Consider the following 15,333-nt stretch of genomic DNA (forward strand, 5'->3'; position numbering starts at 1 on the left):
GGCCGTCGCCGCGAGAAGACCATCACGCCTTCAAACCAGGAGCACACAGATGCTGACCCGTCGTCATACCCTCTCGCTTGTCGCCGCCGGCCTCGCGCTCGCCGCCACCCCGGCTGTCGCCCAGGACTGGAAGGCCAAGTATCCCGAGCTCGTCTTCGCGATCATCCCCTCCGAGAACGCCTCGGGCGTCACCGAGCGCTACACCCCCTTCGTACAGTATCTCGCCAAGGAGCTCGGCACCAAGGTCACGCTGCGCATCGCCAATGACTACGCCGCGATCATCGAGGGTCAGCGCACCGGCAACATCCACATCGCCTCCTACGGCCCGTCCTCCTTCGCCCGCGCCCGCATGACCGGCGCCAAGGTCGATGCCTTCGCCATCGAGACCAATCTCGACGGCACCAAGGGCTATCACTCGGTCTTCTACGTGAAGAAAGACTCGCCCTATCAGAAGGTCGAGGATCTCAAGGGCAAGAATCTCGGCCTCGTCGACCCGAACTCGACGTCGGGCAACAATGTCCCGCGCTTCGCGCTGAACGGCATGAAGATCGAGCCGGAAAGCTTCTTCTCGAAGGTCGTCTATACCGGCAGCCACGAGAACGCGATCATCGCGCTGCAGCAGGGCACGGTCGATGTCGCCGCCAACTGGTGGAACGACGAGCAGGAATCGAACCTGCAGCGCATGGCCCGCAAGAACATGGCCAAGGCCGAGGATTTCCGGATCATCTACAAGTCCGAGCAGATCGTGAACTCGCCGATGGCCTATCTCACCGACATGCCGGAAGAGCTGAAGGCCAAGATCCGCGACGCGGTGCTGAACCTCGCCACCAAGGACAAGGCCGCCTTCGACAAGATCTATGAAGGCAAGCAGGGCCCGCTCGTCGCCGTCGACAACAAGGCCTATGACCCGATCATCGAGCTGAACAAGTTCGTCGACGAGCTCCGCAAGAAGAAGTCGTCGTAAGCAGCACGCCTGCTCTCGCCGTCATGGTCGGGCTTGTCCCGGCCATCCACGTCTTCGCTTCGCGGATCGCATGCGGTTCTCAAGACGTGGATGCTCGCCACAAGGGCGAGCATGACGGCTGCGGCGCTACCTGGCGCCCTCTCCGGAAACGGACGCAAACTCCATGACCCTCGCGATCGACAGCAACGACCCGGCCATCCGGGCCCATGCCGAGGCCTATCGGCAGGCTTCATCCGCCAAGCGCCGGCAGGCCCTGATCGGCATCGCCGTCTTCATCGCCTGCGTGCTGCTCTCGGCGCGTGGCGCGGAGGTCGATCTCGCCAAGTTCTTCGAGAACATCCACCGCTTCCCGAAATATATCTACGAGACGCTGCCGACGCTGCGCCTCTCCAGCCTCGGCGCCGATCTCGCCGAATGGTACTGGGGCCTGAAGGGCTGGCTGAAGCTGCTCTGGCAGACCGTGCTCATCGCCTATGTCGGCACGATCCTCGGCGTTGCCGGCGCGTTCCTGTTCTGCTTCGCCGCCGCCGCCAATCTCGGCCGCGCCACCTGGCTGCGCTTCGTGGTCCGCCGCTATCTCGAATTCTGCCGCACCGTTCCCGAGATCGTCTTCGCGCTGATCTTCGTCATCGCCTTCGGCCTCGGCCCGCTGCCCGGCGTGCTCGCCATCGCGATCCACACCATGGGCGCTCTCGGCAAGCTCTTCTCGGAGGTGGTCGAGAATATCGACCTCAAGCCAGTCGACGGCGTCACCGCCGCCGGCGGCAGCTGGTGGCAGATCGTGCGCTTCGCCGTCGTGCCGCAGGTCCTCTCCAATTTCGCGAGCTATGCGCTGCTGCGCTTCGAGATCAATGTCCGCGGCGCCTCGATCATGGGCTTCGTCGGCGCCGGCGGCATCGGTCAGGACCTGATCGAGGCCATCCGCAAGTTCTACTTCACCGATGTCAGCGCCATCCTGCTGCTGATCATCGTCGCCGTGATGCTGATCGACTACGCCACCGAGCGTCTGCGCCACGCCCTCCTCAGCCTGGAGCACGGCCGATGAGCCTCGCCCTCTCGACGGCCGAGCGCGCCGACATCCTGCGCCGCCACGAAGCCGCGATCCGCGGCTCGCTCAGGACGAAGCTCGCGACGATCGGCACCATCGTCGCGCTGGCCGGCTTCTTCGTCTACGGGCTGACGACGCTCGAGACATCGCTCTGGAAGATCATCTCCGGCTTCGGCAATCTTGGCACCTTCGTCATGCTGATGCTGCCGCCCGATCCCGGCTCTTGGGCCCGCGCCGTCATCTTCGTGAAGGCCCTGTTCGAGACCATCGCCATCGCCTTCCTCGGCACGGTGCTCGCCGCCATCCTCGCCCTGCCGCTCGGCTTCGTCGCGGCGCGCAATGTCGTCGCCAACCGCGTCGTGCATTTCCTCGCCCGCCGCTCGCTCGACACCGTGCGCGGCGTCGATGCGCTGATCTGGGCGCTGATCTGGGTCAATGTCGTGGGCCTCGGCCCCTTCGCCGGCATGCTCGCGATCATGACCAGCGATCTCGGCGCCTTCGGCAAGCTCTATTCGGAAGCGATCGAAGCGGCCGACCGCAAGCCGGTCGAGGGCGTCTCCTCCGTCGGCGGCGGCAAGGCGCATGAGATCCGCTTCGGCCTCCTGCCGCAGGTCCTGCCGGTGATCGCGAGCCAGGTGCTCTACTTCATTGAGTCGAACACCCGCTCCTCGACCATCATCGGCATCGTCGGCGCCGGCGGCATCGGCCTTTATCTCGCCGAAACGATCCGCACGCTGGAATGGCAGCAGGTCTCCTTCCTGATCCTGCTCGTCCTCGCCGCGGTCTCGGCCATCGACTTCCTGTCGGGCAAGCTGCGCTTCGCGATCATCGGCCGCCGGGCGAGCTGACCTTTTCCTTCTCCCCTCGGGGGAGAAGGTGTCTGCGAAGCAGACGGATGAGGGCCGCGCGACCAGCCTCACCGGTCATCGGCGCGCCAAGCCTTCCCTCATCCGTCAGCGCTACGCGCTGCCACCTTCTCCCCCGAGGGGAGAAGGAAAATCTTGGAACGGCTCAATCACCATCTCCATGCGCTCGGCGGCGAAGACGCTGCTCACGAGATGCACCGGCGTCAGGTCCGGCAGAGCATCGACCGCCGTCGAGATCATCACGGCCGACTCCGGCGCGATCTCCAGCAGCTCCGCCTCGCGCTCGTCGGCGAGCCGCGCCGTCAGACGCGTCGACAGGCGCACGTAATCCGCGATGCCATAGATCTTGAAGGCGGCCGTGATCGAACCGGCCGCCTCGCGATAGGCCTTGTCGAAATCCGGAAAGCGTTCGACCGCAAGCCAATGCGTGCCGGTGCCCATCGGCACGCCATCGGCAAGGCTCACGCCGCGCACGCACCAGAGCGGCGTCCCGGTCTTCAGCTTGAGTGCCGTACAGGCCGCAGCTTCGCCAACGACCACCTCAGCCGAAAGCATGCGGCTGCTCCCGGTGATGCCGAGCTTGCCCATATTGGTGCGCATGCTGACGCGCCGGCCGATCGGGTAAGGCAGGCGCGGGGCCGTCACTTGCGTGCCGCGCCCGCGCGACACCGTCACCAGCCCCTGATCGGCGAGATGCCGAAAAGCCTGCCGCACCGTGTGGCGATGCACGCCGTAGCGCTCCGCCAGCGCGACCGAGGCCGGCAGCGTGTCGCCGAGCTTGTACTCGCCGCGCCCGATCGCATCCGCCAGTTCGTCGGCGATGCGCCGCCAGGCCGTTCCGCCGTCACGCTCCGCGAGCGTGATCTCCGTCATCGAATTGTCGCTCAAAAAGTATAGACCTTTGCCATCAATCCTCCTAGTATAGTCTAGACATTCGGAACTGACCAGCGAGCCCGCGCCGATGATGCAGAAAACCCCGAGGCAAAGCTGGATGGCGACGCTGGCGCGCGCCTCCCGCAGCGAGATCGAAACCCTGCTCGGCGATCCGCCGGACCACGACCTGCTCAAGGCGCCAGAAACCGGCACCGTGATGGTCGAGGGTCGGGCCGGCGGCGCCGGCCGCCGCTTCAATCTCGGCGAGGCCACCGTGACGCGCTGCGTCGTGCGCCTCTCCAACGGGCGGATGGGCTTCTCCTATGCGCTCGGCCGCGATGGTCGAAAGGCACGGCTCGCCGCGCTGCTCGACGCCCGCCTCCAGGACGAGGCGGAAGGCAGTGGACTGCATCAGGGCGTCGCTACGCTCGCCACACGGCAGGCGGCCGCTCGCGACCTCGCCTCGCGCAAGGCGGCGGCGACCAAGGTCGATTTCTTCACGCTGGTCAGGGGCTCGTGATGCCGGCCGAAACCATGATCGCTCCCGGCTTCTCCGATCCGGTCTTCCAGTCGCAGGCCGCCTTCCGCGCCCTGCTCGCCGCCCTCTCCGAACCCGGCACGTTGCAGCAGGTCGCGAGCGAGATCACGCCGCCGGAAGGCCTCGCGACCGCGACGGCCACCGCGCTGCTGACGCTGGCCGATTACGAGACTCCGGTCTGGCTGCCAGAGGCCCTGCGCAACGGCCCGGCTGGCGCCTGGCTGCGTTTTCATTGCGGCGCGGCGCTCGTCGGCAATCCCGTCGAGGCCGCCTTCGCGGTCATCGATGGCGCGGCCGATGAGCCGAAGCTCTCAGCCTTCAATCTCGGCACGGACCAGTTCCCCGATCGCTCGACCACAGTGATCGTGCAGGTTGCGGGCCTTGAAGGTGGCGCCGCCATCGCCCTCGCCGGCCCCGGTATTCCCGGCACCCGCACCGTCACACCGCGAAGCTTTCGCCCCGGATTCACCGAGGAACTGCGCGAGAACGGCGCCATCTATCCGCTCGGCGTCGATGTCCTGCTCGCCTGTGGCGATGGCATGATCGGTCTGCCGCGCTCGACGCAAGTTGAGGAGGCTCGCTGATGTATGTCGCAGTCAAAGGCGGCGAAGCCGCCATCCTCGCCACACATGACCTCGTCGCCGAGGCGCGCCGCGGCGATCCGGCCGTGCCGGAGATCACCGTCGCCCAGATCCGGGAACAGCAGGCACTGGCCTGCGCCCGCGTGATGAACGAGGGCTCGCTCTACGACCAGGACCTCGCCGCGCTCGCGCTGAAGCAGTCGCAGGGCGACGTGATCGAAGCCGCCTTCCTGATGCGCGCCTATCGCACCACGCTGCCGCGCTTCGGCTCCTCCGAGCCGCTCGACACGGCTGCGATGGCGATCCGCCGCCGGGTCTCGGCGACCTACAAGGACCTGCCCGGCGGGCAGGTGCTCGGCCCGACCTATGACTACACGCATAGGCTCTTCGATTTCGCCTTGATGGACGAACCTCGACCTGCCCCCTCTCCCCTCGGGGGAGAGGGGTGGGGTGAGGGCATGCCGAGCGACACGCAAGGTACGGTGGCGCCCAGTCTTCCCTCATCCGACCCGGCTTCGCCGGGCCACCTTCTCCCCCGAGGGGAGAAGGAAAGGGGCCCGCTCGACGCGACCATGCCGCGCGTGCCCGACATTCTCGGCGCCGAAGGCCTGATGGAAGCCGAGCAGCCGCCGGAAGGTGATCCGCGCCCCTTCGACCTGACACGCGATCCCGTCTCCTTCCCGGCCGATCGCGATGTCCGCCTGCAATCGATGGCGCGCGGCGACGAGGGCTTCCTGCTCGGCCTCGGCTATTCCGTGCAGCGCGGCTTCGGCGGCACGCATCCCTTCGTCGGCGAGGTCCGCGTCGGCGAGGTTTCGGTCGAATTCGTGCCGGAGGAGCTCGGCTTTGCGGTCGATCTCGGCGACGTCACCCTGACCGAATGCCAGATGGTCAACCAGTTCCAGGGTTCGAAGGACGTACCCCCGCAATTCACCCGCGGCTACGGCCTCGTCTTCGGCCATAGCGAGCGCAAGGCGATGTCGATGTCGCTGGTCGACCGTGCCCTGAAGGCGCGCGATTTCGGCGAGGCCACCAACTACCCGACGCAGCAGGACGAGTTCGTCCTCTACCACGCCGACAATGTCGAGGCGGCCGGCTTCGTCGAACATCTCAAGCTGCCGCACTATGTCGATTTCCAGGGCGAGCTCGAACTGATCCGCCGCATCCGCAGGGAGCGCGAGGAGCGGCTTGCTCAAGAGCAGAACGTCATGCCGGAGGCTGCGGAATGACCATCCATCAGATGCCGGCGGACGATATCAAGCCGGCTTACAACTACGCCTATCTCGACGAGCAGACCAAGCGGATGATCCGCCGCGCCTTGCTCAAGGCGGTCGCCGTGCCCGGCTATCAGGTGCCCTTCGGCTCGCGCGAAATGCCCTTGGCCCGTGGCTGGGGCACCGGCGGCATCCAGATCACTGCAGCGATCATCGGCCCGGCCGACACGCTCAAGGTGATCGACCAGGGCGCCGACGACACCACCAACGCCGTCTCGATCCGCAGGTTCTTCGAGCGCACCGCCGACGCCCGCACCTGCGAGGCGACGGATGAGGCGACGATCATCCAGACCCGCCACCGTATCCCGGAGGCGCCGCTGAAGAGCGGACAGGTCATGGTCTATCAGGTGCCGACGCCCGAACCCTTGCGCCGCCTGGAGCCGCGCGAGGCCGAGACCCGCAAGATGCATGCCTGGGCCGAGTACGGGCTGATGCAGGTCAAGCTCTACGAGGACATCGCCCGCTATGGCGAGATCACCAAGACCTATGACTATCCGGTCATGGTCAACGGCCGCTACGTTATGGCGCCCTCGCCGATCCCGAAATTCGACAACCCGAAGATGCACATGTCGCCCGCGCTCCAGTTGTTCGGCGCCGGCCGCGAAAAGCGCATCTACGCGCTGCCGCCCCATACCAGCGTGAAGAGCCTCGACTTCGAGGATCACCCCTTCCGCATCCAGAGCTGGACCCAGCCCTGCGGTTTGTGCGGTGCGGGCGACAGCTATCTCGATGAGGTCGTGATCGACGACCAGGGCGGACGCATGTTCGTCTGCTCCGACAGTCATTATTGCGAGACCCGCCGGGCGGAAGGCCATCGCGGCACCATGCTGGGCGACGCCGCCGCGAGCGGCCTGGTCGAGGAGACCACCCCATGACCTTGCATGTCGCAGCGGCCGAGCTCGCGCTCGAACCCGCCCCCCTGCTCTCCGTCGACGGCGTCAGCCGTTTCTATGGCGAGCGCATCGGCTGCGCCGATGCCTCCTTCGACCTCTGGCCGGGCGAAGTGCTCGGCATCGTCGGCGAATCCGGCTCGGGCAAGTCGACCTTGCTGCGCTGCCTCGCCGGCATCGACAAGCCCGACGAGGGCGAGGTGCTGTTCAGGGGTGGCGCCGAGCCCCTCGATATCTACTCGGTCTCCGAGCAGGAGCGCCGCCGCCTGATGCGCACGGCCTGGGGCATCGTGCACCAGAACCCGCGCGACGGGCTGCGCATGGACGTGACCGCCGGCGGCAATGTCGGCGAACGCCTGATGGATCGTGGCGACCGGCATTACGGCCAGATCCGCGAGCGCGCGCTCGACTGGCTCGCCCGGGTCGAGATCGCGGGCGCCCGCATCGACGACCGGCCGCGCCAGTTTTCCGGGGGCATGCAGCAGCGCCTCCAGATCGCCCGCGTGCTGGTCTCGGAACCGCGCCTCGTCTTCATGGACGAGCCAACCGGCGGCCTCGACGTCTCCGTGCAGGCCCGCCTGCTCGACCTGCTTCGCGTGCTGGTGCGCGATCTCGGCCTCGCCGCGATCATCGTCACCCACGACCTCGCCGTGGCGCGCCTCCTGACCGACCGATTGATGGTGATGAAGGATGGCCGCGTCGTCGAGCAGGGCCTCACCGACCAGGTGCTGGACGATCCGCACCACGCCTATACGCAGCTTCTTACCTCGGCGGTGCTGAGCGTGTGACCTGTTCCCTTGTCATTCCGGGGCTTCGCGCAGCGAAGAACCCGGAACCCACGACCGGGTGAGACCTTTGCCCCTGGCGATCACGCTCGCTCGCCCAGTCGTGGTTTCCGGGTTCGCGCCTACGGCGCGCCCCGGAATGACAACGAACAGCCCGTCACACCCTCGTCACCTCGCCGGCACAAGGCACTGATCCCATGACCACGATGATTCAGGTCGAGAACGTCGCCAAGACCTTCACCCTGCACAACCAGGGCGGAGCGCGTCTGCCCGTCTTCGACAACGTCAATTTCCATGTCGAGGCAGGCGAGGCGCTGGTGCTCGCGGGCGCTTCCGGCGCCGGCAAGTCGAGCCTGCTGCGCATCCTCTACGGCAACTACAAGCCCACGGGCGGCGCGATCCGCATCACCCATGCCGGGCGCCCGGTCGATATCGTTTCCGCCGTACCCCGCACCGTGCTCGACATCCGCCGCCGCACGCTCGGCTTCGTCTCGCAGTTCCTGCGCGTGATCCCGCGCGTCTCGACGCTCGATATCGTCCGCGACCCGCTGCTGGCACGCGGCGCCACGCCGGAAACCGCGACCGAGCGCGCCAAGGCCATGCTGGCCCGGCTGAACCTGCCGGAGCGGCTCTGGAACCTCGCGCCCGCCACCTTCTCCGGCGGCGAGCAGCAGCGCGTCAACATCGCCCGCTCCTTCGTCGATCCCTCGGCGATCATGCTGATCGACGAGCCGACCGCCTCGCTCGACGCCGCCAATCGCGACGTCGTCGTCGACCTCATCGCCGAGGCGCGCGCCGCCGGCTCCGCCATCGTCGGCATTTTCCATGACGAGGCGGTTCGCGAACGCGTCGCGACGCGCTATCTCGACATCACCGCTTTCCGGAAGGCCTGACGATGCAGACCGTTCTCACCAATGCCAAGCTGATCCTCGAGAACGAGGTCGTCACCGGCACCATCGCCTTCGACGCGAACGGCATCACGGCGGTCGATCAGGGCAAATCCTCCCTGCCCGGCGCCATCGATGTCGGCGGCGACTATGTCGCGCCCGGCCTCGTCGAGATGCACACCGACAACATGGAAAAGCATTTCATGCCGCGCCCGAAGGTCTTCTGGCCGAACGGGCTGGCGGCGGCGCTGGTCCATGATGCGCAGATGGCCGCGGCCGGCGTCACCACCGTCTATGACGCCGTCTGCGCCGGCACGCCCTTCTCGGCCAAGGATTATCGCAAGGACATCTTCGCCGACGTGATGAAGTCGCTCGCCTATGGCAAGAGCGAGAACGTCTTCCGCATCGACCACCGCATCCACATGCGCTGCGAGCTGACGAGCCCGGGACTTCTCGCCGATATCGCGCCCTATCAGGATGACGAACTGGTCCAGCTCGTCTCGTTGATGGACCACACGCCCGGCCAGCGCCAATGGCGCGACCTCCAGCACCTCAAGACCTATGCCGTCGGCAACGGCAAGACGGTCGCGGAGTTCGAGGAGGACGTCGAGGTGCGCCAGCGCGAAGGCGCCGCCAATGTCGCGAAGAACTGGCAGGCCGTGGTCGATATCTTCCGCGCGCGCGGTATCCCGCTCGCGACCCATGACGATACCATTCCGGAGCATGTCGAGGAGGGCGTCGCATCGGGCGCGGTGATCTCGGAATTCCCGACCACGGTCGAAGCCGCCGCCGCCGCCAAGCAGCACGGTCTGGCGACAGTCGCGGGCGCGCCGAATGTCGTCCGCGGCGGTTCGCATTCCGGCGGCGTCTCGGTTTCGGAGCTGGCCGAGAAGGGCCTGCTTGATGGCCTCTCCTCCGACTACGTCCCGGCAAGCCTGCTGCAGGCAGTGGTCAAGCTCAATGCCGACCATGGCATCGCGCTGCCCGAGGCGATGGGCATGGTCACCTGGAAGGTCGCCGATATCCTCGGTCTCCGGGATCGCGGCCATCTCAAGACGGGCCTGCGCGCCGATCTCGTGCGCTTCAAAGTACTGGGCGCGACTCCGGTCCTCGCTGCCGTCTGGTCGCAGGGCGAGCGCGCATTTTGAGCAAGCCGCGCTACGCCGTCTATTACGCCCCCGCTGCCGACAGCGCCCTCTGGCGCTTCGGCAGCGCGACGCTCGGCTATGACGCATTGACGGGCGAGGATCTGCCTTTCGCGGTTCCGCCGGGATGCGATCCGGCGACATGGCCCGCCTTCACCGGGGAGCCGCGCCGTTACGGCTTCCACGCCACGTTGAAGGCGCCCTTCGAACTCGCCGATGGCCGCAGCGAGGAGCAGTTGCGCGCGTTTGCCCGCAACCATGCCGCCGGGCTCGACGCGGTGGAGCTGGCGGGCTTGAGCGTCACGGCGCTCGGCTCTTTCGTGGCGCTGACGCCGGCCGAGCCGAGCGAGGCGCTCCAGCGCTTCGCCTTCGCGGCCGTGCAGGCCTTCGAGCTTTTCCGGGCTCCGCTCTCCGAAGCCGACAAGGCCCGGCGTCTCAAGAGCCCGCTGACCCCGGCGCAGCACGCCTATCTCGAAGCCTATGGCTACCCCTATGTCGGCGACGCCTTCCGCTTCCACATGACGCTGACCGGCTCCCTGCCGGGCGATCAGGCTGGATCGGTGAAGCAGGCGCTCGAAATCGCTTATGCGGCGGCTGTACCAGCCGGGCCCGTCAGGCTCGACCGCTTCGCCCTGTTCAGGCAGGACGATCGCGCCGGTCGCTTCCGCCTGCTCGATTCCTATTCATTCGGCTAGGAGCCATGCCGGCCGAGCGCGCGCAGGACGGCCAGGAGCTCGCCGGCTGCCTCGGCGACGCTGCGGTCGTTCAGGATCGTGACGATCTCGGCACGCTCCGCCGTCAGCGGCGCCTCGCGCTTCAATCGCGCCGCGATGTCGGCCTCGCTCTCGCGCCCGCGCGCCGCCAGTCGCTGCGCCAGCACCGCGATCGGCGCGGTGATGTTGAGCACCGCGACACGCTCCGCCAGCCGCTCGGCCACCGCGATCGCGGCACGCGAGACATTGACGATCACCACCCCGCCTGCAGCGATGCCGGCAAGCTCGGCCGCCGGGATGCCGTAGCTCAGCCCATGTGCCTGCCAGCTCAGGGCGAGGCCGCCATCGGCCTCGATCGCGCGGAAGCCGGCCTCGTCGCAGGAATCGTGATCCTCGGCATCCGCCATGGCCGGACGGGTGATCAGCCGGCGGGCGAAGCGATAGCGCGGATCGGCCGCGAGCGCGGCCCGCGCCGCATCCATCAGCGTGTCCTTGCCGGCTCCGGAGGGGCCGACCACGAGAACGAGCACGCCCGTCTGCACGGCGGGGATCGCGATATCAGGAGAGGATGAGGACATGGCCACGAAGAAACTGGGTCTTGAACCTGTGATCGACCCGACTGCCCAGGTGAGGCAGGCGACGCTCGGCCGCTACACCGCGATCGGCGCGCGCACCATCTTCGCCGAGTCGACGATGGGTGACTACTCCTATGTCGTGAACGACGCGAATGTCATTTACACGACAATCGGCAAATTCTGCTCGATCGCGGCGATGACCCGGATCAATCCCGGCAACCATCCGATGCACCGCGCCAGCCAGTCGCATTTCACCTATCGCGCCGCGGCCTATTTCGACGATGCCGAGGATGACGAGGCCTTCTTCGACTGGCGTCGGGCGCATGCGGTGACGATCGGGCACGATGTCTGGATCGGCCATGGTGCGATCGTGCTCGCCGGCCGTAATATCGGCACTGGCGCAGTCGTCGCCGGTGGTGCCGTCGTCACCAAGGATGTCGCGCCCTACACGATCGTCGCCGGCAACCCGGCCCGGCCGGTACGCCGCCGATTCGCCGAGAATATCGCGGAAAGATTGCAGGACCTCGCGTGGTGGGACTGGGATCATGCGAAGCTGCGGGTCGCACTCGATGATTTCCGCAACCTCTCCGTCGAGGATTTCCTGGAGCGGCACGAAGGCCCCTAGAAGCGGATTTATCTCATTAAAATCGCATGGTTTTTTCACCTGAAGGCGAAATCACCCCGGCCTTAACCCAAGGATAGTACGCAACGTCACTGTAGAAATTGACCCAGATCAAGACATGCGCTCATAGGTTGTTAACCTTGCTGGACCATGGTCGGTCTCCGGCGGGAACGGTTCCGCCCGAGGCTGGGGACCTCCTCATGACGGCAATGGATCATCTCGGCAAACGGCTTGCCTTCATGCAGCTCGGCCCGGAAGCGCAGGCGCGCATCCGCGATGTCGGCGACGCGCTGGGTGCGTCCGTTCCGGGCGCGCTCGACGCCTTCTACGCGCAGCTGCGCGCCTTCCCGGAAACGAAGGCGTTCTTCAGCAACGAGCAGCATATCGAGGGCGCCAAGCAGCGCCAGGCCCGGCACTGGGGCGGCATCGCCACCGGCAAGTTCGACGAGAACTACATCGGCGCGGTCACCCAGGTCGGCAAGGTCCATGCCCGCATCGGCCTGGAGCCGCGCTGGTATATCGGCGGCTACGCGCTGATCCTCGAGAAGCTGCTTGCCAGCGTGCTGGAGGCTCGCTGGCCGAAGAACGCACTCGGCAAGCGCATGCCCGGCGCGGCCGAGCGCTCGGCCGAGATCGGCGCCATCGTCAAGGCGGCCCTGCTCGACATGGACTATGCCATCACCGTCTATCTCGAAGCCTCCGAGGAAGCCCGGCTGAAGGCCGAGGCCGAGGCCCGCGCCATCGAGCAGGCCAAGGCGGCCGAGCGCGACCAGGCCATCGCTTGCGTCAGCCAGAGCATGGCGGCGCTCGCCGACGGCGACCTGACCTACCGCATGAGCGCCGAAATCCCGGCCGAATATTCCGAGATCCGCGACCATTTCAACGGCGCGATGGCGCGTCTCCAGGAGATGGTCGGCACGATCAAGGCGACCTCCGCCGCGATCGCCTCCTCCTCGCAGGAGATCAGCACCGGCGCGCAGGACCTGTCGATGCGCACCGAGCAGCAGGCCTCGGCCCTGGAGGAGAGCGCGGCGACGACCGAGCAGCTCGCTGCCTCCGTCAAGACCTCGACCCACGCCTCGCGTGAATCCGTCTCGCTCGCCGACGAGGCCGCCAATGTCGCCCGCACCGGCGGCGATATCGTCCGCGAAGCCGTCGAGGCGATGGCCCGGATCGAGGGCGCCTCGAAGCGCATCTCGGAAATCACCGACGTGATCGACGGCATCGCCTTCCAGACCAACCTTCTCGCGTTGAATGCCGCCGTCGAGGCCGCTCGTGCCGGCGATGCCGGCCGCGGCTTCGCCGTCGTCGCGGCCGAGGTCCGGGCGCTGGCCCAGCGTTCGGCCGGCGCCGCCAAGGACATCACAGGGCTGATCTCGTCCTCGGACGCGGAGGTGGCCGAGGGCGTCAAGCTCGTCCGCCAGGCCGGCGAGACGCTGGACCAGATCGTCGCCGCCTCGGCCAAGGTCTCCAGCACGGTGGAGGAGATCGCCTCAGCCTCCAGTGAGCAGGCCAATGGTATCGACGAGATGAGCCAGACCGTCAGCCATATGGACGAGATCACCCAGCAGAACGCCGCGCTGGCCGAAGAGAGTGCCGCCTCGGCGAAAGTCCTGCTCGACCAGATCGATCAGCTCAACCGGCTGGTCGCGGCCTTCCGGACCGAACAGGGCGGCGCGATCGGCAATGCGGGCGCGGCCCGCCGGCGGGCAGCCTGAGTCTCTTCGTCTGGCGGCAGGCCTACCGGGCGAGCCGCCAGACCGAACTGCGCTTGATCTCCGCATCCTCCAACGCGCGCGTCACCGGCACCTCGTAGGTCGCGAGCGCTTCCAGCTTTTCGCGTGGCAGATAGCTGCGGCCGGGGTCGCCGATCAGCACAGTCGCCCCCCTTGCGGACAGCCCGGACAGCCACGCGATAACCCGCTCCGCCATCTCGCGCTCGTAGCAGACATCCCCGGCGCAGATGACGTCCCAACCTTCGTCGCGGCCGATCAGGTCATCGCAGCGCGGTGCCACCGTGACGCCATTGGCGGCCGCATTGATGCCGATCGCCGCTGCCGCGAAGGCATCGATATCGCAGGCCTCGACCGGCCCGGCCCCCACCTTCGCCGCCGCGATGGCGACGAGCCCCGAGCCCGAGGCGAAGTCCAGCATCCGTTGCCCGGCGACGAGGGCGGGATTGTCCAGCAGATAGCGCGCCAGAGCCTGCCCGCCGGCCCAAGCAAAAGCCCAGAACGGCGGCGGCAGGCCGATCACGGCGAGTTCGTCCTCGGTCTTCTGCCAAAGTTCCGTCGCCTCCTCGGCGACATGCAATGCGATCTCCGGCGCATGCGGCACCGGCAAGAGCCGGGTATGGGCACGAATGAAGGCTTCGCGATCGAGCGTGGCTTCCCCGCTCATGCCGCGACATCCGGCGCGGTGCGCCCAAGCAGGCCGAGGTAGAGCGCCTTCACGCCGTTCATCACGTCGCGCTCGGTATGGCCGTCGAGCAGGCGCGCACGCGCGCTCTCGCCCATGCGCTCGGCCAGGCGTGGCGCGCCGGCAAGGGTAACGAGCGCCCGGGCCAGCGCCGCGGCATCGTCGGCCGGGACCACCATGCCGTCCTGTCCGTCGCGGACGAAACTGCGGCAGCCCGGCACGTCCGTGGTCAGGATCGCCCGGCCGCAGGACGCCGCCTCCAGGATCGTGCGCGGCAGGCCTTCGCCGCCCCGCGATGGCAGGATGCAGAGATGATGTGCCTTCCAGACGCCCTCGATATCGCGCGTCGGCCCAGCCCAGGTGACACCCGGGCGCGCCGCCCATTCCTTCAGCGTCGTCTCGGGGATCGCCTTTGGATTGGACGGATCGGGCGCGCCGTGGATGGTGAGCGTCACCTTGGCGCCCTCGGCCCGCGCCAGCCGGACCGCCTCGACGGCGAGATCGACGCCCTTGGACCAGAGCATGCGGGCGACCAGCGCAACCTTGAGCGGCGGGGCCGGCGGCATCGGCGACGGCATCAGGATCAGCGGATCGACGCCGGCCCCGCCGACGATCGCGACCTTGCTTGCGTCCTGCGGATCGAGCCCCAGCGTCACGGGATCATCGGGGTTCTCGAACAGGAAGCGCACCTGCGGCCCGTCGATGGCGCCGCGCAGCCAGGTGATCGCCGCGAAGCGCGCCATCGCTGCAAGCGCGCCCTGCTTCGCGCCGAGGAAGCCGAGCCCGGTCAGCGCATAGACCCGCCGCTCGACGCCCGCGAGCTTGCCGGCAAGTCCGGCGAGCGCGATCGGCTTCAGCGCGATGCAATGCAGGATATCCGGCTTCTCCGCCGCGATCAGGCGCTTCAGCGCCATGACCTGCTTGAACAGCGCCCGCGGATCGAGGCTGCGCCGCTCCGCCTCCAGCCCGATCAATCGCGCCCCGGTCGCCTCGATCACGCGCCGGTGGTTGCGCTCGCGCGCGATCACGGCGACGTCGAAGCCGAGTTCGCGCGCAGCCCGCGCCATCGGCAGGAAATGCGAGGCGAAGAACCAGTCCTCGGTGGCGACGAAAAGGAGTTTCGGACGCGACATCGCGCCATCAGGCCGATGCGG

At 67.5% G+C, this 15,333-nt stretch carries 17 protein-coding genes; 13 read left to right on the forward strand and 4 right to left on the reverse strand.

Features of this window, described 5'->3' with window-relative positions; genetic code table 11:
- Positions 1-49: 49 nt before the first annotated feature.
- The 3 genes from phnD (at position 50) to phnE (WFK61_RS06700) (ending at position 2,860) form a co-directional block, all read left to right on the forward strand.
- Positions 50-964: a phosphonate ABC transporter substrate-binding protein gene (phnD, locus tag WFK61_RS06690; RefSeq protein ID WP_336810759.1), complete on the forward strand. Its 915-nt coding sequence runs from the start codon at positions 50-52 to the stop codon at positions 962-964.
- Between the two features lie 163 nt (positions 965-1,127).
- Positions 1,128-2,009 (forward strand): phosphonate ABC transporter, permease protein PhnE, encoded by an 882-nt coding sequence (gene phnE / locus WFK61_RS06695; RefSeq protein ID WP_336810760.1) that lies wholly within the window; start codon positions 1,128-1,130, stop codon positions 2,007-2,009.
- Positions 2,006-2,860, forward strand: coding sequence for a phosphonate ABC transporter, permease protein PhnE (gene phnE / locus WFK61_RS06700; RefSeq protein ID WP_336810761.1), 855 nt, complete (start codon positions 2,006-2,008; stop codon positions 2,858-2,860). Before phnE (WFK61_RS06695) ends, phnE (WFK61_RS06700) begins: the two co-directional genes overlap by 4 nt.
- 111 nt (positions 2,861-2,971) lie before the next feature.
- Here the strand turns inward: phnE (WFK61_RS06700) and phnF are convergent, their stop codons facing one another.
- A complete protein-coding gene (gene phnF / locus WFK61_RS06705) occupies positions 2,972-3,751 on the reverse strand; it encodes a phosphonate metabolism transcriptional regulator PhnF (RefSeq protein ID WP_336810762.1) in 780 nt (259 codons plus the stop codon).
- An 88-nt stretch (positions 3,752-3,839) separates the two neighbouring features.
- Here phnF and phnG point away from each other — a divergent pair, with 88 nt between their 5' ends.
- The 8 genes from phnG to WFK61_RS06745 all read left to right on the forward strand — a co-directional run bounded on the left by phnG (position 3,840) and on the right by WFK61_RS06745 (position 10,546).
- Entirely contained in the window at positions 3,840-4,271 is a 432-nt protein-coding gene (gene phnG, locus WFK61_RS06710) for a phosphonate C-P lyase system protein PhnG (RefSeq protein WP_336810763.1), read from the forward strand.
- Entirely contained in the window at positions 4,271-4,873 is a 603-nt protein-coding gene (gene phnH / locus WFK61_RS06715) for a phosphonate C-P lyase system protein PhnH (protein ID WP_336810764.1), read from the forward strand. Before phnG ends, phnH begins: the two co-directional genes overlap by 1 nt.
- A complete protein-coding gene (locus tag WFK61_RS06720; protein ID WP_336810765.1) occupies positions 4,873-6,099 on the forward strand; it encodes a carbon-phosphorus lyase complex subunit in 1,227 nt (408 codons plus the stop codon). Before phnH ends, WFK61_RS06720 begins: the two co-directional genes overlap by 1 nt.
- Positions 6,096-7,019: an alpha-D-ribose 1-methylphosphonate 5-phosphate C-P-lyase PhnJ gene (locus WFK61_RS06725; RefSeq protein ID WP_336810766.1), complete on the forward strand. Its 924-nt coding sequence runs from the start codon at positions 6,096-6,098 to the stop codon at positions 7,017-7,019. The genes WFK61_RS06720 and WFK61_RS06725 overlap by 4 nt, the downstream gene beginning before the upstream one ends.
- Entirely contained in the window at positions 7,016-7,822 is an 807-nt protein-coding gene (gene phnK, locus WFK61_RS06730) for a phosphonate C-P lyase system protein PhnK (RefSeq protein WP_336810767.1), read from the forward strand. Before WFK61_RS06725 ends, phnK begins: the two co-directional genes overlap by 4 nt.
- A gap of 194 nt (positions 7,823-8,016) precedes the next feature.
- Positions 8,017-8,712, forward strand: coding sequence for a phosphonate C-P lyase system protein PhnL (gene phnL, locus WFK61_RS06735; RefSeq protein ID WP_336810768.1), 696 nt, complete (start codon positions 8,017-8,019; stop codon positions 8,710-8,712).
- A 2-nt stretch (positions 8,713-8,714) separates the two neighbouring features.
- Positions 8,715-9,854, forward strand: a complete 1,140-nt coding sequence (locus WFK61_RS06740) for an alpha-D-ribose 1-methylphosphonate 5-triphosphate diphosphatase (protein ID WP_336810769.1) — start codon at positions 8,715-8,717, stop codon at positions 9,852-9,854.
- Positions 9,851-10,546: a DUF1045 domain-containing protein gene (locus tag WFK61_RS06745; protein WP_336810770.1), complete on the forward strand. Its 696-nt coding sequence runs from the start codon at positions 9,851-9,853 to the stop codon at positions 10,544-10,546. Before WFK61_RS06740 ends, WFK61_RS06745 begins: the two co-directional genes overlap by 4 nt.
- Here the strand turns inward: WFK61_RS06745 and phnN are convergent.
- Positions 10,543-11,142, reverse strand: coding sequence for a phosphonate metabolism protein/1,5-bisphosphokinase (PRPP-forming) PhnN (phnN, locus tag WFK61_RS06750; protein WP_336810771.1), 600 nt, complete (start codon positions 11,140-11,142; stop codon positions 10,543-10,545). The genes WFK61_RS06745 and phnN overlap by 4 nt on opposite strands.
- Here phnN and WFK61_RS06755 point away from each other — a divergent pair.
- Positions 11,141-11,764, forward strand: a complete 624-nt coding sequence (locus WFK61_RS06755) for an LbetaH domain-containing protein (protein ID WP_336810772.1) — start codon at positions 11,141-11,143, stop codon at positions 11,762-11,764. The genes phnN and WFK61_RS06755 overlap by 2 nt on opposite strands.
- Before the next feature lie 197 nt (positions 11,765-11,961).
- A complete protein-coding gene (locus WFK61_RS06760) occupies positions 11,962-13,479 on the forward strand; it encodes a methyl-accepting chemotaxis protein (protein ID WP_336810773.1) in 1,518 nt (505 codons plus the stop codon).
- 22 nt (positions 13,480-13,501) lie between these two features.
- Here the strand turns inward: WFK61_RS06760 and WFK61_RS06765 are convergent, their stop codons facing one another.
- Positions 13,502-14,161 carry a class I SAM-dependent methyltransferase gene (locus WFK61_RS06765; RefSeq protein ID WP_336810774.1) on the reverse strand — a complete coding sequence of 220 codons (660 nt, stop codon included), beginning with the start codon at positions 14,159-14,161 and terminating at the stop codon, positions 13,502-13,504.
- The gene (locus WFK61_RS06770; protein WP_336810775.1) at positions 14,158-15,312 is read right to left on the reverse strand and encodes a glycosyltransferase; all 1,155 of its coding nucleotides are present in this window, start codon (positions 15,310-15,312) and stop codon (positions 14,158-14,160) included. Before WFK61_RS06770 ends, WFK61_RS06765 begins: the two co-directional genes overlap by 4 nt.
- Positions 15,313-15,333: the final 21 nt, after the last annotated feature.

The organism is Allobosea sp. MMO-172 (assembly GCF_037147855.1).
In the GTDB taxonomy this organism is placed as follows: domain Bacteria; phylum Pseudomonadota; class Alphaproteobacteria; order Rhizobiales; family Beijerinckiaceae; genus Allobosea.